This window comes from Oceaniferula spumae (assembly GCF_042849255.1).
GTDB lineage: Bacteria > Verrucomicrobiota > Verrucomicrobiia > Verrucomicrobiales > Akkermansiaceae > Oceaniferula > Oceaniferula spumae.
In genome coordinates this window covers 4,120,757-4,138,953 of the sequence record NZ_AP026866.1, presented here as the reverse complement: position 1 = coordinate 4,138,953, position 18,197 = coordinate 4,120,757, and the positions used below count along the sequence as shown (strand labels likewise).

The following is an 18,197-nucleotide window of genomic DNA, read 5'->3' as shown; positions in this document are numbered from 1 at the left end:
ATGCGCACTATCATCCTCACTCTTCTATCTTGCATCTTGCCTCTAACATCTCAGGCAAAGTCTCCCAACATCCTTTTCATCGTCTCAGAAGACAACAGCGAGCATATCGGTTGTTACGGAGAAAAACGCGTTCATACTCCTGCCTTGGACAGCCTGGCAAAATCAGGTGTGCGCTACACGAGGGCCTATGTCCCCTACTCCGTATGCAGCCCGTCACGCGCGGCATTTCTCACCGGACTTTATACCCGCCAGACCGGCCACATCGGATTGGCGACCCACAAGTTCGCCATGTATAAGGATTTCAAAACCATGCCCGCCTACTTCAAAGAAGCTGGCTACTACACCGGATTCCTCGGCAAAACCCACATCAACCCCGAACGTCTGGTTGAAGACTACGTTGACCACCGCGCTATCAAGGGGGCCAACTTTAGCAAAACCATCAGCATCCGCACCTACGCAGACGAGGCAAAAACCGTGATGCAAAATGCCATCAAGCAAGACAAACCCTTCATGCTGATCATCAACTACGCAGATGCTCATCGGAAGTTTGTTGGCAAATCAAAGAACGGTTATCCCACCAAACTGGTCACAACACCGATCAAACCCTTCCCATGGATCGGTTCCGATAGCCCGCACCTGCGCGAGGAAATCATGAACTACTTCAACTGCATGAACCGCCTCGATGAAGGCATCGGCATGGTGCTCAAGGACATGGACAAACTCAAAGTCCGTGACAACACCCTCATCATTTACATCGCCGATCACGGCGCCGATTTCCCACGCGCCAAAGGCAGCATCTACGAAAACGGCTCGCGCATTCCCATGATCGTCAACTACCCCAAATCCTTCACTCAAGGAAAAGTCGAACATCAAATGGTCAGCACCCTCGACATCCTCCCCACCATGCTCGCCCAATGCGACATCAAAGCAGTCTCGAAGCTTCCCGGCAAAAACCTCCACGCCATCGACCAGGGAAAAACCAAAGGCCATGCCTACATCCATACCTTCACCACCGGATCCTCGCCCAATTTGCAATACATCCAGTTCGGCATCCGTAACGAGCGCTACAAGCTCATCTACAATCCCTACCGCCACCTCAACTACCTCGGACTCTCGCGTTACAAAAACAGCAAGTTGCCCGAAAACCAACATGTAAAAACCTTCCTTCATCCCGAAGAATACGAACTCTACGATCTGCAAACCGATCCCTACGAATGGAAGAATCTCGCAACGGCACCAGAACATCAGGAGGAGAAAAATCGACTCCTAACCGCCATGAAGACCTTCCAAAAAGAAATTAAAGACCCCTTCCTCGATAAGACAAACCTCGATATCTTCCAAGAAGAACAACTCAAGCACCGCAAGATCAACTACCGGAAAACGAAAGGCTTCCGCTGGCCACATCTGAAACTTTTCGAAGACGCTAACAACTAATTTTAATGCTCCGTTCCACCCTCTCACTGGCTCTCGCTTTCGCGGCCGTCACAGCACACGTGCAAAGCGAGATCCATCAAGACAAGACCGTGACCAAAATCGCATTTGGCTCATGCAACAATCCACGCCAGAAAGCCAAACCAATATTTGACGCCATCCTCAAGAAAAGACCGGATGTTTTCATCATGCTTGGCGATAACATCTACGGCGACACGAAGGACATGCATGTTCTGAAAAAGAAATACGCCGAACTCGAAGCCGTCGAGGACTTCCGTAAACTGCGCCAAAGCACCACGCTCTTAGCCACATGGGACGATCACGATTTCGGCCAGAATGACAGCGGGAACACCTACCCGAAACGCAAGGAGTCGCAGCAAGTCTTTCTCGATTTTTTCAAAGAACCCGCAGACTCACCCAGGAGGAAAAGAGATGGTATCTACGCATCCTACACTTTCGGGAAAAAAGGAAAAACCACGCAAATCATTCTCTTGGACACCCGCTACTTCCGAGATCCGCTACCACGCAAGAAAAACTCCGCAGGACCCGCCGACTGGTATCAGCCCACCAAAAACACCAGCAAAACCCTGCTAGGGTCAGTACAATGGCAATGGCTGGAACAACAACTCCAAGCCCCGGCGGATGTGCGCATCATCGCCAGCAGCATCCAAGTTCTCGCCGTGGAAAAAGGCATGGAAAACTGGGGCAACGTGCCGCACGAACAGTCCAGACTTTTCAAGCTTCTCAAAAAATACCAAGCCAATCACACCTTCGCCATTTCCGGTGATGTGCATTTTACCGAGCTTTCCAAAAAAGACATCGGCGGCTATCCTTTTTATGATCTAACAAGCAGCGGCCTCACCCATACCCATAAAGCTTGGGCCAAGCTACCCAACACCATGCGGGTCGGTCAATCCCACCACGAAATCAACGCCGGTCTCATCGAAATCGATTGGAATAAACAAGCGCTCACACTAAGCTCTTTCAATGGCAAGGGCGAAAACCTTGTGCACCACACCGTGCCATTCCGCGAACTCACATTCAAAAATTGAATTCATTCGGATGCGTCGTCAAAACTGGTATAATCCGCAGACCACCATCAATCCTATTGTCTTTCTAAGGTATCGCGAAGAAAGTGGACTGTGCTAAGAAAAACCATCCTATTTTACGCCCTCAGCTTTTCCGCGATCACTGCAGCTCCTTACACGGCACCTGCTGACGGGCTCTCCACACCTGTTCCGGTATTCGAGGCTGGTGAGAGCAACATTCCATACTTCCGCATCCCTGTCATTGAGCGATCTAACAAAGGCACCCTTCTCGCCTTCGCCGAAGCACGTTACCTCGATGACGATCACGCCAGAAACGACATCGTGCTCAAGCGCAGCAAGGACGGCGGCAAGACTTGGGGAAAACTGCAAACCATCCATGCCGACCAAGACCTCGTCATGGTCAACCCCAGCCCGGTCACGCTCAGTAGCGGAAGAATCTTGCTGATGTATGAAACATTCCCCCACGGATTCCACGCAAGAAACGGCAAACACAAACACGTGAGCTACAAGATGATGAACGAGGGCTTTGGAGGTAACACCCAGAAGCTTCTCATGCGCGCCAGCGATGACGACGGCAAATCCTGGTCGAAACCAATCGAACTGCAAAAATTTTCCCGACAAGGTGCAAGCATCATTCAATCCGGCAGCCCGGCCAACGGCATCCAGCTCAAACGTGGAAAACACAAAGGCCGCATCCTCTTTCCGCTTTTCCTAACTGAAAAGCTCAGCGACAAAAAACGCACCTGGAAAAACGCCGTGCTCTACTCGGATGACGAAGGTCGCAATTGGAAACTCTCCAAAACCGTGCCCATTAAAAACACGGAACCCAGCAATGAATGTCTGATCGCAGAAACCGATGACGGCCACGTCGTCATGAACGCACGGGCCGGAAGGAATCAACACCGCGCCATTTCCCACAGCGTCGACGGAGGCATGACGTGGTCCGCCTTCGAATACTCAAAAGACCTTATCCACCGGCCCTGCAACGCCGGATTGCTCAAATTTTCTTACGCCAGCGAAGGAGATAGCAGAACATTCTTCTCCTATAACAACTCCACCAAACAACGAGCCAATGGTTACCTCGCCATGAGTCCTGACGATGGAAAAACATGGCCGCACAAAACATCCATCGTGCCCGGATACTTCGGCTACAGCCAGCTGGTAAAAATTGATCCTAACAACATCGGAGTCATCTACGAACCCTTCGAAAGTCCGCGCCAAGAGTGGTCGATCTACTTTCTCCCGGTATCTCTCGATCAGATTAAATAGCCATCATATGAAATACCTAGTCGCCATCGCTATTTGCTCCGCAGCCCACGCCGTCGAAGCTCCGCGCATCGTCGCCACACCACCTGCTGATGCCGGACGGGGTTTGATTCGTGTGAGTCAGCATGAAATTCGTCACTATCCAGGAAAGAACGGCAAACAATTCCTGCAGTCGCTCGATAACGGAGAAACCTGGAGACTCGTCGATCTACCCAAATCATATCCCAACGCCACCTGCCTGACCAAAGAGTCTCCCGCGATCGCCAAAAACCCTGTCACCAAGGAGTTCATCCGTTTCGAGCCGCTTTACCGTGGAAAATCACCCACTGATGGCATTTACACCACCACGGGTGGCATTGACGGAAAATGGAATCTCGTCACCGACCATGATGGCGACGGGGTGAAAATCGGAGGCATCCTCCGTTCCCCTCTTTGGGTCAATCAAAACAAACGCATCGTCATCCCTGGTCACGGCGGCGGCTGTTGGACATGGTATTCCGATGACCAAGGGCAAACCTGGAACCGATCTAACAAAGTTCAGTCACCCGCTCACAAACCCGGCGGAGTGCACAAGGGCACTCGATGGAACCATGGCATGGTCGAGGCTACGATCACGGTACTGAAAAACAAAAAGCTCTGGCTCGTCGCCCGCACCGCACAAGACCAGCACTACCAAAGTTTCTCTTCCGACTACGGCAAAACATGGAGCGAGGCCGAGCCCTCACGCTTCTGGGGCACCATCACCATGCCCACATTCCATCGCATGACGGATGGCCGACTTCTATTCCTATGGTCGAACACAACCGCACTGCCAGAGGTCGAAACCGCCACAGGCCGAGGCGAAGATGTGTTCACCAATCGCGACACCATTCATGCGGCGATCTCCGAGGACGATGGCAAAACGTGGTCCGGCTTTCGCGAGCTGATTCTTGACGAGCATCGTAATAACCTCAATTACGCCGTCACCAGTGGTTCCAACGATCGGGGTAAACATCAGTCCGAAGTCGTTCAGCTCGATGATAACCGCGTGCTCTTTTCCTGTGGCCAACACCCCATCCATCGCCGCCTGATGATCATGGACGTGCGCTGGCTCTACGAAAAAAAACGCGGCTCAGACCTCGCCAAAGACGGCACCCGAGACTGGTCCACCCATCAATACATCAATAAAATCGTCGGACACTGCGGATACAACCGCAAGCCAGGAGCCCAAGTCAACGAGGGCGCGTTACAAGTTTTGCGAGTGGACGACAAATCCCTGACCAATGAAAATCAAGGAGCCGTTTGGAATTTCCCCACAGGACAAGCAGGCACCGTGCACACCAAAATACGTTTGGAAAAGGGTGGCGCAGGAATCCAACTGTGCCTGACCGATCGCTGGTTCAACCCTACGGACGCCACCGTCGACCAATTCGCCAACTACGTATTATCGATCGACGCCAACGGCATGTGCCAAGACAAACAACTCCTCACGCCCGGAAAATCAGCCACCCTATCCGTGCAATGGAATGTCAGTGAGAAATCAGCAACCATCCTTATTGGCGGCAAGAGAACAACCATTTCCATTCCACTCAAAAACCCCTGCCCCAATGGCATCAGCTACATCCATTTTTACAATCCAGCCACTGAAACCGATCTAAACGGCTTCTCAATTTTCAAGGCACAGGCCCAAGTCAAATAACTCCCTTTTCAAGATCATGAACCAACGCATCTCCATCATAACCCTCTGCGGCCTACTCTCCGTCACGGCGGCACTGGCCGAAATCGAAACCTTCTCCAGCCATCAACTCGGTGACTTCACTGCCATCAAAAGCACCCTCGGCAAATTTCAGGCGAAACCCGGCCACGCATCCATCTACAAACTTTCAGCCGACGAAAACCCCGGCTCACTCCGCATCAACGGCGGCAAGCAGCACGCCATCGAACTCACCCTCAATTCATCCCTGAGCCGTCAGGACCTCCTCTCACTCACCTTCCATGCTGAGCGCTGGACTTCCGCCAAACCATTCACCTTCTCAATCGAGGGCAGGCAAGCGAAGCAATGGATCAAAGTTTATAACGGCGACAAATTACCGCTAAAAAGCCTCAAGAATTCGATTACCGTAAACCTCCAATCAAAAAAATACTCCGCCTTCCGATTCACCGCCACCACCAAGGAGGGCAGCGGAGTTCTAATCGATAACCTCCGCATCAATGTGGATAAAACCATGGAGGTCACCGGACTCACTGAGCAGCAAGCCCAAGTCCCCCTTTTGATCCGCAGCGATAACAGCGCATTGCTCAGATTCAACATCGAGACAGACGGCAGCAAACAACCGGACACGCTCAAAAAAATCAACCTCACCACAGCAGGCACTAGCGACCTGGATGACATCGAATCCTACACACTCTATGCCCTGAAGGACGGTTCCAGCGATCTCAGCACAGCCACAAAGATCGGCACCGCACCTCCAGCTCAGCATCTCGCCTTCAAGGCTGACCTCACCCTTAGCAGTGGGACCAACGCTTACGTTCTGACATGTCAACTCAAACCGACTGCAAACCAGCTGCATCGCATAGACGCCTCAGTCACATCCGTCAGTCTGAAGAAAAGAGGCACCCTCAAACCAACATCGAAACCTAACTCCATCACCAAACGCATCGGCTATAACGTCGTCACCGGCGGCGACAACATTGTCCGCACAGACGGTTCAAAAATGACCTGCAGGCGAGTGAGAATCCCCGGCATGGTCACTACCAATGCCGGCACACTGCTTGCCGTGTATGACCTCCGTTGGAGACAAGGTGGCGACTTACCAGGCGATATCGATGTAGGCCTGAGTCGCTCAACCGACGGTGGCGACACTTGGGAAGACCCACGCCCCATCCTCGATATGGGAACGTATCTAGGTGAACCTGAAAACAAAAACGGCGTCGGTGACCCCGCCATTTTAGTCGATCGCAAAACCGGCCACATCTACGTCTCCGGACTACTCGCTCACGGTCTCAGCAGTGGCTGGTACTGGGGCAAGTCGAAGCCGGGCATGGCCCCAAAAGACACCGGCCAGGTCATCATCGTGAAATCAGAAGACGATGGAAAAACATGGTCCAAACCTGTCAATATCACTTCCGAAATCAAAGACCCGTCATGGCAACTCATGCTTCAGGGTCCGGGAGCAGGCATAACTACCAGCGACGGAACCCTCGTCTTCGCCTTCCAATACAAACCAAACATCGGCACCAAATCCAAGCCCAGGTATTCGGCCCGCTCATCCATTCTTTACAGCAAGGACCATGGCAAAACATGGAAGGTCGCACCAGGCGTCAATTATCCTGAAGAAACCACCGAGGCCCAAGTGGTCGAACTCAACGATGGCTCACTCATGCTGAACTGCCGGATTTCCAGGGGTGGACGCGCCGTTTTCACCACCAAGGATCTCGGCGAAACTTGGACACAGCATCCGACATCCGGACGCAGCACCTTCCAAATGAGTGGCTGCATGTCGTCCATCCTGCGCTACTCATCGACGAATAACGGAGGGGACAAAGACATTCTCCTCTTTTCCGGACCAGCTGACGGAGGAAAAAAACGCCGCACTCACATGTCCATCCGCTACAGCCTCGACGAGGGCAAGACCTGGTCGACGCCATACTTGTTAGATGAACTCGGCGGTGCTTATTCTTGCCTATCACTTATCGACAACGGCGAGGGCAAAGCAAAGGACATCGGCATTATCTACGAGGGCAGCCAATCCAACATGACCTTCGAGAAAATTTCCATCAAGGAACTGATGAGCAAATAACGCGACCAATATCATGAAGTTCCTTCTAACTCTTATTGCTTGCGCTACTACACTGACAGCAGCAGAGAAACCCAACATTCTGTTCATCGCCTGTGATGATATGAATGACTGGGTTGGCTTTCTCGGCGGTCACCCTGACACACTGACGCCTAACATGGATCGACTCGCCAAGCGCGGCATCGTTTTTGATCGCGCTTACTGCGCCTCGCCCATCTGTGGCCCATCTCGTGCCGCCGTGCTCACTGGATTAAAACCCGAAACGTCTGGCGTTTATAACAATCAAGGCACCTACATCGATAAAGTCCCCCATGCTGTGACCCTGCCGAAGTTCTTTAAGAACAACGGATATATTGTCATGGGCGCAGGCAAGATCAACCACGCCATGGGCTGCGTGGTGCCGGACAACTATCACGAGTATGGTCCCGACGCCGGTGCGATCGGAGGACCGTTCACTTGGGAAGAACTCAACATGAACCCAGGTCAAAAAGTCGACCGCAAAGACATCGCCGGTATTTCAATTTCCGAGCAAAGCGGCATCATCAAAAACATCTACCCCGGCAAGGTCATCTCGCGTGGAACGTTGAAACACACCCTGCCGCTCAACGGCATCGACAATCGCACCGACCGACCTGCCAACGGCTACAACACCTTCGACTGGGGCCCGGTCGATGTCACCGACAACGAAATGCCAGACGGAAAAATGGCCACTTGGGCGGAGCAAAAACTCAAATCCAATTTCACCGCTCCGTTTTTCCTAGCAGTGGGTTTCTACCGTCCGCACCAGCCTTGGTATGCACCGGCCAATTACTTCAAACCCTTCGAAGACAAACAGCTCGCTTTACCACCGACCGCCAAAAAAGATCTCGCTGATTGCGGTGAAGCAGCCCGTCAATACGCTCACTATCCTTGGTCGGGATCATTTAAAACGGTGCAGAAATACAATCAATGGCAGGACGCCATCCGTGGCTATCTCGCATCGATCCATTTTGTGGATGCACAGGTCGGTCGATTGCTGGATGCACTCGACGCCTCGCCCTACGCCGACAATACCATCATCGTTCTTTGGTCAGACCACGGCTGGGAGCTTGGTGAAAAAGAACACTGGGGCAAACACTCTCCGTGGGAGGGATCAATGCGTGTGCCGATGGTCATTGTTCCGCCGAAAAACATTAAGCTGCCCGCGAATCGAAGCAAAGCATTCGCCTCCCTTCTCGATCTCTACCCAACCCTGGCAGACCTCACCGGAATTCCAGTGCCAGATGGCCTCGATGGCATATCACTCAGACCTGTGATTACTGGAAAGAAACCTTCCGTTAGAAATCATATTGTCACCACTCTCGGTCGTTCGACATTTTGCATCAGAAAAGAAAACTACAAACTCATCCGCTACTACGATGGCAGTGAGGAATTTTACGATCTCAAATCCGACCCGAATGAGTTCGTCAATTTGATCGATGATACGAGCCAAGCCAAACACATCACCGAGCTAAGGTCACTCGCTCCCGTCGACAAGCGCTACCGCCAATTCATCCGCTACGGCCAATACAAAGGCATCGTACACAGCGATGGAAGCCTTGAGGTCTGCGACATGCTACACCCGAAAAGCGGCATCGGAGAGCGCAGGGAAACTACCGAAGACAAACCGCAAATCGCCGAAAAGATCCAAGCGTATCTCGATACATACAAGCCAACCAAGAACTACATCACCATTCCAATCACACCATGAATCCACTCATTCTAACACTTTCCTTGGCTCTCGGAGCATCGCTACACGCAGAATTTCAACTCTCCGCAGACTGGCCAGAATCATCAACCGTCTATGATGTCGCCCGTGACACGGCAGGTGAGCATAGATACACCAATTACCGCGAACCAGTCATTGTTAGAACTAACTCCGGCAAGCTCATCCTCGGTGTCCAGGCTGGGAATCGGCACGCCTGGCCCGAGCGCTCTGGTCAAGACCTCACGGTCAGAGTTTCATCAGACAATGGCAAAAGTTGGGGGCCGGTCATCGTGGCGGCCGAGGCTGGTGATTTTTCATGCCAGTGCCATGGTCTGGTTTATGATGCGGAAAAGGACCGCGTGCTATTTCTCTACACCACCTACAACTGGGATTACCAATTGGTGGGAAAAGGCCGTGGCGCCAAATACACCGCGCCGCTCTATCAAAAGCTGGCCGCCGAAAAGAAACCCTTCGTGACCTCCTACATGGTTTACAGCGATGACGATGGCAAAACCTGGAGCAAGCCATACGACATCACCAAGCAAGTTGGACGCCAGGCCCACTTCGGGGCAAGCGAAGGAAGACAACTCACCGTGGGTAAACACAAGGGCAGGCTCTTGTTAGCAGGTAGCAGAATGGACCTGAATGAAAAAGGCAACATCACCCACAAACATCTCGGAGCATGGTACAGCGACGACCACGGCAAAACCTGGGCCTTGGCCGAAGTTCCCATGGATGAAAAAATCAACACTCCGCGAAATGCCTCCAGCGAAGCCCGCATCACCGAGCTGGCCGACGGCACGCTACTCTACAACCAACGCACCAGAAAGACTGGCAGACATCTGTCGTGGAGCAAGGACAGCGGCGCTTCATGGAATCAAACTGAACAAGCCACACAACTCAAAGTCACCCAATGCAACGGCAGTCTGATGACCTTGCGTGACAAAAGCGGCAAACTCACCAATACCGTCCTATTCAGTGTGCCATCGCCCGGCGGCCGCTCTAACGGGATGATCTACATCTCCAAGGACGGAGGCAAAACCTGGCCGATCGCCAAGAACGTCATCAAAGGGAACTTCGCTTACTCCGCGCTCATTCAGATCGATGGAGAGAATGTCGGATTGTTTTACGAAACCGGTCATTACAAGCAGATCAACTTTGTCTCTTTGCCAATTGAGAAGCTAACACGACCATAGGCGTTTCTAAGATGTGCTATGTCTCTTTTTGTACACCTCCACCAACATCAAATCGCACACATGCACGATTTGATCCAACCGATGCTTCATTCAGGTGTCACTCTCACAACTGGAGAAACCATTCCACCGACAACAGAACTCCTCATCACCGAACACTGTTCTGCAGAAGACCTTGACCATTCAGTCTGTCTAAAGTGGATCCTTTTCCCGTGTGCAGGAGTCCCTGCCCCTATGCGTCCGGTTCTGGCATCACGAACCCACCTCTCAGCGCATAACCTGCACTACAACGATATCTCAGTGTCTGAACATGCCATCGCCCTGCTCATGGCTGCCAAGAAACACATCACACCATTTGATAAACATCTACGGCAAGGCCACTGGTCTTCACCCTCCATCGATACGAGTCATGGAATGCTCTCGGGATCGAAATGCCTGCTGCTTGGTTATGGAGCCATCGGCAAACGGATCGCTCATGTATTAGATGCTCTCGGTGTAATAACGACCGTTGTCAAACGCAACGTCGATCACGACCTCCCCCACCCATGTGTTGGCCCAAAATCATGGTTAACACTTCTTCCCAAAACCGACATTCTGATCTGCACGCTACCTGCCACCGAGGAAACCTACCAGATGGTCGACCAAGCTGCTTTTGCAGCGCTCCCTACCCATGCGGTTTTCATTAACGTCGGTCGCGCAAGCTGTGTCGACGAACAAGCTCTCTATCAAGCATTGAGAAGCAAATCCATAGGAGCCGCCGGCATTGATGTCTGGTGGAACTATCCACCATCGTTTCCCTATGACAATAAAAACGATCACCCGCCTCCCTGCTTCCCGTCCAAGCATCCCTACCATGAGCTTGAAAATTTGGTAATGACACCACACCGAGGATCTGATTACCGCATGGAAACCCTGCAACACAGGCTTCGTAATTTAATTGTTGAACGCATCAATCAGGCTGCAGAAGGAATCCCGCTTCCGAATAAGGTGTCGGTGAAACATGGATATTAGAAATGGATATCAGCATTCAAAAATGAATCACACTGCGAATGCTTTTGCCTGCATGCATCAGGTCGATGCCGTGATTGATTTCGTTTAACGAGAGATGGTGAGTCACCATCGGAGCCAGGTCGAGTTTACCTTGAGTGGCTAGGTCGACATAACCGGGTAGCTCGCTGCGTCCTTGCACGCCACCAAAGGTGCAGCCGATGATTTTGCGACCGCCAAGGACGGCCGTGGGATGGATGGATATCCGGTCTTCATCAGCTGTATTCCCTAACAAACAGCATGTGCCCCAAAGCGGATGTGCAGCACGAATCGCCTCTTGCATGGCAGATGTCGCACCGGCAGCCTCGAATGTATAATCGCAGCCTCCACCGGTCATCTCGATGATTTCCTCTGCGGCAGAGCCAGTTAGATCGGCAGGACCCAGGGTATCAGTGGCGCCAAATTGTTTCGCGAGGGCAAACTTATGAGCGTGCAAATCAACAGCGATGATTCGTTTTGCACCAGCGATTCGTGCGCCCTGAATAACGGAAAGGCCAATGCCGCCGATCCCAAACACCGCGACGCTGCTACCTGCCTTGACCTGTGAAGTTTTCAGCACTGCACCAAGCCCTGTGGTAACAGCGCAGCCTAGCAGGCATATTTCACCCGATGGTGCATCGTTGGCAATTTTTGCGAATGAGATTTCTGGCGCCACAGTGAACTGGGAGAATGCAGAACAACCCATGAAGTGGAGTATTTCTTGCCCTTGATCGGAAAACCGAGAAGTTCCATCCATCAGCACACCCAGTTTTTGAGTAGGCATGATGGTGGCGCAATGATTGGACTTTCCGGAAACACACGGCATGCAGTGACCGCATTCACTTTTGTAGAGAGGGATGACTTTATCACCTGCCTTCAATCCCGTGACACCTGTCCCCACCTCACGCACAATGCCACAGCCTTCGTGTCCTGGAACAAAGGGAAACTTGCGCCATGATTCTGCGCCGGATGCGGAATGGGCATCAGTATGACAGATGCCGCAGGCTTCCATTTCCACTAACACCTCGCCAGCCTTGGGACCGGCGAGATCGATTTCCAGAACTTCAAGTGGTTTGCCGGGTTCAAAGGCGATTGCAGCTTTCGTTTTCATTGCAGCAAAAATCAGTCCTTCACTTCGGCAAGAATCCACGCCAGTAAATGATCACGCAGCTTCTCTCCCTGCTCTGCCGTCACCGGTCTTGGATCAGCTCCTATGACGCCATAGAGCGGGTGCGATGGATCACGTCTCTGTATGCCGGCAGGATTTTTTTCCTCCACAAGCTCGTCTGACAGCTCGGCCATATCAATGGCATCCGGATGCAACGATTGTAGCAGGGCCGTTTCAAAAAGCCCTCCGTGATCGGGAGGAATAGGAAGGTCAGGACAGCTGTCCGGATTAAGGACAACTAACTTCATGGCCCGCCATTGTGACTTCCAAAGATCATTCAGCTCCGCTAGAATCTCACCTTGCACCGTGGCGAAATGCCCGGTCAAAACCACTGCCTTTTTAACGCCAAACTCCTCCAGCCGTTGAAGAGTGTTCAGAAGCAATCTCACCAAGATATCGCTGTCTTCCTGGTCCAGTAAGATCGTCCATGGGTGTCCGGCGATCGAGGCATAAGCACCGTAATGGAGCGGCGGCATCACAATTCCACCCAGCTTTTCCCAAGCCAGCTGACAAAGACCTGACGAGGTCAATGCATCCAGTCCAACCGGCGCGTGCCACCCATGCCACTCGATAGCGCCGAGAGGTATCCACGCGATCGGCGATTCTTCTACTGCGGCATAAATCTGACGTGGTCGTAATTGTGAAAGGTCAACCATTGATGCAAAATGTTAGGGTTTGAATTAACAAACGCGTCCTTTTTTGTGATAACCCACATGCCCACGCGGAGCCGGGCCTACCCAACGTTCGTCTGCCTGCTCACTGGCGAGCTGGTAGCGCGTATCGGTGGAAATTCTGATGTGGTCACTCTGGTTATCTAACGAACCGTGCACCAGTTTCATCGAGAACAGCAGAAGATCGCCCATTTCAAACTTCGGAGAGGTCAGCCATCGGCCGCCCAGTTTTTCACGCAGTGAGTAGGGATTTTTGGAAAGCCAGCCACCCCAGACTTTGTTATCTGTGGTGGATTTAAGATCGAGGTGATCCGGCAGCTCTTTGTTCGAGCAGTAGTCATCGACATCGCGCGACAAGTAAGGCTTGAGTGTTTCCTCGTGGTCTCGCGAATTTTCCAAAATCATCAGACCGCCAGTGCGCAGATCGATATCTCCCCACGGCACCCATGTGGTGAAAACATTATGTGTTCCCCGCCCCATGTAAACCAGATCGCAGTGCGGCACGGTGCCAAATCCAGGGGGCATGGAGCGATACCAGATTTGATCATAATGCAGGCACTCCCCCCCCAGAAACTGCTGATAGAAATCCATGATCTGCCCTTGGTAGAGCACGTTTTTAATATCCGGTACCTCGTCCACGATGCCATCCAAAGTCGCCGATCCCTTATCCTTGTCCTCGATGCCCCTGAGGACATCCGGGTGTGGAATCGCATGAACTGCATCCGTGCCTTGCGCCAAAAACCCATGATGCTGCATGCGCTCAGTGAGCTGCCGACGAACGGCCGCTATGTCCTCGCTCGGCCAAAAGTTTTTGATGTAGAGATAGCCATCACGGTCGTAGCTGGCTTTGCACTGCTCCATGTATGCAAACGGGTCACCATGAAATTCATTGAGGAAGCCGAATGCATCAGCGGAGGTATCTAACTCGTAGCCCCGGCTCTTGATGCTAAGTTCCGGCTCGTTGCTGCCATCGTTCATTGTGTCGTTAATCATATGCTTCAATTTTCTATGTCGTTCGTTTCTAGGGATTCATTTCTCATCTACTCGCACCCGAAGGAATTGCTTGCCGCTGCTAGGAGGTGTGAGCGACTGCCAGACGTAAGTGACTGTGCCATTGGCATTGTAAGTTTCGGAAACAAAGGCGATTTTATTGGCTGCGGAAGTCCAGCCGATGAGGTCATCGGAATACTGCACAGTTGTCGTTGCCGCTTCGGCTTTGGGATCAATGGTAAAGGAAATGGTTAGAAAGTCGTTCATACCTGATACCGGTCTACCGATAAGAACGTAGTCAATGAGATCCGCCCGACCGTTGCTATCTGCATCGCCAAGTGGGTTGGCAGGCGGCGTGGGTAATATTTCCTCTGTCCCTGGCGTACCATTGATTTGACCGGACGCTCGCCAGTTTGTGGCCATGCCATGGGCTGGATTCGACATCGGATTGATCAACACCAAGGAAGCACCCTGCCCATCGGCGCTATCCGGCCATGGGGAGTCATCGTCATAGGAAAAGCTCAGAAGAACATTGCCTCCTTGTGTCAGTGTTAGGGTCTCTCCGCTATTACTGAGTCGACCGGAATAGTTTCCCGCCACACCAGAAGAACTGCCATATCGGGCTGCGTATGCTTGGCTATTTTTCGCAAGCACGATTCTCTGCCCAGGAGCTAACAGCGGATCAGGCAAGGATGAAAAATCAAACTCGATACCTTCCACAGAATTATCAAATGCCAGGCTACTAAGATCAATAGCGGTCATTCCTGTGTTCATCAGTTCGATAAACTCAAAGTCATCCTTATCGTTGAAACCAGCTGATTGCTCCGCAGAGGTAACATCCGCAGGATTGTAGTTGAACTCGCTTATGACCAGATTTGCCAAGGTAGGAATTGATCCGGTGGTAAAGCCAGCTTCGTTGAGCGCAGACCACTCGCCGTTGTTATTTCTAACCCGAGCCTTTACCGTGCCAGAGGATGTCAAGGTCACTGCACTGCCGCTGTATGTCTGAGCTGTGCCTGCGACATTTCCTCCTGTTAATCGTGGGTCGCTTCCGTCGAGAGTGTAATAGATGGTGCCCGATCCATTGGGATTGGTCATGGCGAGTTGATATCCTGAAACGATCGTGCCGCCGTGCTGAGAAAAAACTGGGGCGTCCGTGTCCGGGTAAAGATTTTTTGAACGTAGCTCGTTGAGAAAGGTATCGGATCGCGCGGGGATCCAGGTGTTTTTTCGGTAGGAAACCTCGGGAAGCCAGTGATCGATGGTATTGTACGGAGATGACGTGTGCTCGTCGCCCCAACGCGCGGATTCACAATTCATCGCCGGTTCCAGCTCATCAGCGATATCTTGCATGAGCGTCTGCATACTGGTCACCGAATAAATCCCCTCGTTGAACATGTGCTTGTGCACTCGGTCACCAAAACTTACCTGAAACTCTGTTCCACGGCGGAGCCTGTCATAAATAATGCCGGGAGAATTAGCATCGTTCACGCCCGTGCGATTGTTACTGGCGTAGAGGTAATGTTCTGGATCCCACATATAAAATAAAAATGGCCCACCTGTAGTATCATTCCTGTGCACATACCAGTTGTTGTGAGGCCAGTCCGCATTGCCTCCCCAGAAATTGGCGAAGATGTAATCGATGAATTGATCTTGGTCGATCTGATCGAGGATGGCCTGATGCTTCACGGCATCAAAACCAGAGCCATAGCCATTGCACAGTGACATCAACGCATCCCAAGCTGCCTTGCTTCCTTGAATCAACTCTCCGGGGTTTTTGATTACTGAGTAATCATCTTCATCGCCACCGTTGTGAAGTTCGGCGAACTCTCCGTCTGGGCGTTCATGAGTGTTGTAGGGGCCCCAGTACTTGCCGTTAATATAGAGATGCACCCAGTTAGATGAGACGGTCAAATTTCCCGTGCGGGCATGGGCGACGGTGGCGTAGTGGGTGCGGAATTGCAGCGCGTTTGAACGTGTGATGCCGTCACCTCCTCCATCGGACTGGAATGTCCATGAATCGAAATAGCTACCTCGCAGCACAATATTCGAGACTTCACCAGGACCAGTGGGTCCCCATAACGGATATTTAAAGCGTGAAGATCCGTATTGTTTTCGAAAAGCAAGACGCATGGATTTTTTGCCGATAGCACGACGCCTGCTGCCGGATCCCTGAATGCGCAGTCCCCCATCCATCTGGTAATTCGGGGAGCCATCGGGATTGATCACCTCCACTGAACATGCACGCTCCCAGGCGGAACCTTCCGATGTAGGGTTCCTGTAAACCCCGTTGCTTCCCCAAACGTCTTCGACCGGCATCACAATCGAGAGCGTTGGCAAGCTGAGCAGGTCGGTGGCTAGATCCGCATAGCGGGAATCATTTACCACGGCCGGGTCCATTTCGTAATCCCAGATGGATGATCCGGACGTGTATAGCGGAAGACCGGCACCGCTTTGTGTCGGCACTTGGTCTGGAAAAAGATACGTCACCGTGTCGACGTTGGTTGGACGATGGTCTGCCTTCACAGCAATAGCGCGCAGGACGGTAGTGCCTGTGATCGATACCGTTCCGCTCGGGGGAGTGAATTCATCGGGTGGCAGGATTTGAGCCCCATTGGTTTGGGAGGGCACCGATCCATCCGTCGTGTAAATGATGGTCGCACCAAGGTCTGGGCAGCTGATCGTTTCACTGAACGATGAGTAATAGATGCCTCGGCCATGTGCGAATGTAGTGTCTGTCAGGAAACCCGAAAAGGTGGTGCTACCATTGATCGTGCCAGGAGTGGGCGGTGAAAAGTATCCGGTGGTAGCTGCCCCAACATCTGCGACTGTGGCGACTAGTTCGCAGCGATACAGGGCATCCGAGCTGGTAGATGTAGCATTGAGCCCCTGGATCGCGAGAATATTGTTAGATCCGCTAACCAGACTTGGAATGACATCAGAAAGATCGAAGTCTTCAAATTCCGTGGCTGATGCTTCGGGGTTTGTCCCTCCTTCCGTCGTAGAATTCCACGTCAGTGTCCCTGGGGCGTAGGACTTGCCGCTGGCAGGAATCGCCCCGTTGACAAACGCAGCAAAACCATCGTCATACTTCATTCTCAGTGTGAGTGACAGAATATCGCTGGGGTTCACCGGCACATGCACGGGGATGCGCATGTAGACGGAGGTGTTGTTATTATACATGGCAGATTCCACATCCAGATTGATGTCGTCCTGAAATCCGTTATTCCTTTCATAGCCCACACCTTGAACACCACTTTGCCAGGATGTTTCATCGAAAGCCGGTGTGTTACTGCGCCACGTATTACCTATCGAAGCGTGGTAAGCTGCATCCGGAACACGGGCTTTACAGGCATCATTTTCGGTGACCAGAACAACTGTGTTAGACGGTGTGGATGTGCCGTAGGACGACCCGGTTTCCTGCGGAGGGTAACTTGGGGAAAATGCTGTCGATACCACTCCTCCGGGAGTGAGCAATGCAAGGTATTCTCCACTTTGTGCGAGTGAAAAGTTGGTGTGCAGCTCAGAGCCAGGCGCTGACCGATCTTTTCCAGAGGCAAAAACGACGATGATTTCACCTGGCTGCAGCGTGACATTGGGAAACGTCCACTTCGATAAATCCGCAGCATTATCCGTGATTTTCCAATTCTCCAAAGACATCGCCGCAGTGCCGGTGTTCCGAATTTCAATCCAATCGGATGGGTCACCGTCTTCGTCGAGATAGCTGCCATCGTTAGACGCGACAAATTCTGTGATCACAGCATCGGCCCGCACTTCCATGCAGACTACAGTGGTCAACAATGCCGACACGATCAGTGCCGAAGGTCTAAAGGAGATCATTTTCATCAATGGCGACAGGCTTAGAATATGCCATAACCATTGATATACTAGGGCTTGCCAT

At 52.1% G+C, this 18,197-nt stretch carries 12 protein-coding genes; 8 read left to right on the top strand and 4 right to left on the bottom strand.

Annotated features, from left to right (window positions below; genetic code table 11):
• The 8 genes from ACSPJT_RS17645 (at position 1) to ACSPJT_RS17610 (ending at position 11,452) form a co-directional block, all read left to right on the top strand.
• Positions 1–1,434, top strand: a complete 1,434-nt coding sequence (locus tag ACSPJT_RS17645; RefSeq protein WP_435893880.1) for a sulfatase family protein — start codon at positions 1–3, stop codon at positions 1,432–1,434.
• Between the two features lie 5 nt (positions 1,435–1,439).
• Positions 1,440–2,483, top strand: coding sequence for an alkaline phosphatase D family protein (locus ACSPJT_RS17640; protein ID WP_435893879.1), 1,044 nt, complete (start codon positions 1,440–1,442; stop codon positions 2,481–2,483).
• A 90-nt stretch (positions 2,484–2,573) separates the two neighbouring features.
• Positions 2,574–3,749 carry a sialidase family protein gene (locus tag ACSPJT_RS17635; RefSeq protein ID WP_435893878.1) on the top strand — a complete coding sequence of 392 codons (1,176 nt, stop codon included), beginning with the start codon at positions 2,574–2,576 and terminating at the stop codon, positions 3,747–3,749.
• Positions 3,750–3,756: 7 nt separating this feature from the next.
• Positions 3,757–5,424: a sialidase family protein gene (locus ACSPJT_RS17630; RefSeq protein ID WP_435893877.1), complete on the top strand. Its 1,668-nt coding sequence runs from the start codon at positions 3,757–3,759 to the stop codon at positions 5,422–5,424.
• Positions 5,425–5,440: 16 nt separating this feature from the next.
• Positions 5,441–7,525 (top strand): exo-alpha-sialidase, encoded by a 2,085-nt coding sequence (locus tag ACSPJT_RS17625; protein ID WP_435893876.1) that lies wholly within the window; start codon positions 5,441–5,443, stop codon positions 7,523–7,525.
• Between the two features lie 13 nt (positions 7,526–7,538).
• A complete protein-coding gene (locus ACSPJT_RS17620; protein WP_435893875.1) occupies positions 7,539–9,251 on the top strand; it encodes a sulfatase in 1,713 nt (570 codons plus the stop codon).
• Positions 9,248–10,444, top strand: coding sequence for a sialidase family protein (locus ACSPJT_RS17615; RefSeq protein WP_435893874.1), 1,197 nt, complete (start codon positions 9,248–9,250; stop codon positions 10,442–10,444). Before ACSPJT_RS17620 ends, ACSPJT_RS17615 begins: the two co-directional genes overlap by 4 nt.
• Positions 10,445–10,504: 60 nt before the next feature.
• Positions 10,505–11,452, top strand: a complete 948-nt coding sequence (locus ACSPJT_RS17610) for an NAD(P)-dependent oxidoreductase (RefSeq protein WP_435893873.1) — start codon at positions 10,505–10,507, stop codon at positions 11,450–11,452.
• Between the two features lie 16 nt (positions 11,453–11,468).
• Here the strand turns inward: ACSPJT_RS17610 and ACSPJT_RS17605 are convergent, their stop codons facing one another.
• The 4 genes from ACSPJT_RS17605 to ACSPJT_RS17590 are packed head-to-tail and all read right to left on the bottom strand — an operon-like array spanning position 11,469 to position 18,136.
• A complete protein-coding gene (locus ACSPJT_RS17605) occupies positions 11,469–12,578 on the bottom strand; it encodes an alcohol dehydrogenase catalytic domain-containing protein (RefSeq protein WP_435893872.1) in 1,110 nt (369 codons plus the stop codon).
• An 11-nt stretch (positions 12,579–12,589) separates the two neighbouring features.
• Positions 12,590–13,291 (bottom strand): creatininase family protein, encoded by a 702-nt coding sequence (locus ACSPJT_RS17600; RefSeq protein WP_435893871.1) that lies wholly within the window; start codon positions 13,289–13,291, stop codon positions 12,590–12,592.
• Positions 13,292–13,315: 24 nt separating this feature from the next.
• A complete protein-coding gene (locus ACSPJT_RS17595; protein WP_435893870.1) occupies positions 13,316–14,299 on the bottom strand; it encodes a phytanoyl-CoA dioxygenase family protein in 984 nt (327 codons plus the stop codon).
• A gap of 36 nt (positions 14,300–14,335) precedes the next feature.
• Positions 14,336–18,136, bottom strand: coding sequence for a lamin tail domain-containing protein (locus ACSPJT_RS17590; RefSeq protein WP_435893869.1), 3,801 nt, complete (start codon positions 18,134–18,136; stop codon positions 14,336–14,338).
• Positions 18,137–18,197 lie beyond the last annotated feature (61 nt).

Coding starts and splice junctions, on each gene's coding strand:
- ACSPJT_RS17640 (WP_435893879.1), top strand. CDS start 1,440: ATGCTCCGTTCCACCCTCTCACTGGCTCTCGCTTTCGCGGCCGTCACA.
- ACSPJT_RS17610 (WP_435893873.1), top strand. CDS start 10,505: ATGCACGATTTGATCCAACCGATGCTTCATTCAGGTGTCACTCTCACA.
- ACSPJT_RS17630 (WP_435893877.1), top strand. CDS start 3,757: ATGAAATACCTAGTCGCCATCGCTATTTGCTCCGCAGCCCACGCCGTC.
- ACSPJT_RS17615 (WP_435893874.1), top strand. CDS start 9,248: ATGAATCCACTCATTCTAACACTTTCCTTGGCTCTCGGAGCATCGCTA.
- ACSPJT_RS17600 (WP_435893871.1), bottom strand. CDS start 13,291: ATGGTTGACCTTTCACAATTACGACCACGTCAGATTTATGCCGCAGTA.
- ACSPJT_RS17625 (WP_435893876.1), top strand. CDS start 5,441: ATGAACCAACGCATCTCCATCATAACCCTCTGCGGCCTACTCTCCGTC.
- ACSPJT_RS17645 (WP_435893880.1), top strand. CDS start 1: ATGCGCACTATCATCCTCACTCTTCTATCTTGCATCTTGCCTCTAACA.
- ACSPJT_RS17620 (WP_435893875.1), top strand. CDS start 7,539: ATGAAGTTCCTTCTAACTCTTATTGCTTGCGCTACTACACTGACAGCA.
- ACSPJT_RS17595 (WP_435893870.1), bottom strand. CDS start 14,299: ATGATTAACGACACAATGAACGATGGCAGCAACGAGCCGGAACTTAGC.
- ACSPJT_RS17605 (WP_435893872.1), bottom strand. CDS start 12,578: ATGAAAACGAAAGCTGCAATCGCCTTTGAACCCGGCAAACCACTTGAA.
- ACSPJT_RS17590 (WP_435893869.1), bottom strand. CDS start 18,136: ATGATCTCCTTTAGACCTTCGGCACTGATCGTGTCGGCATTGTTGACC.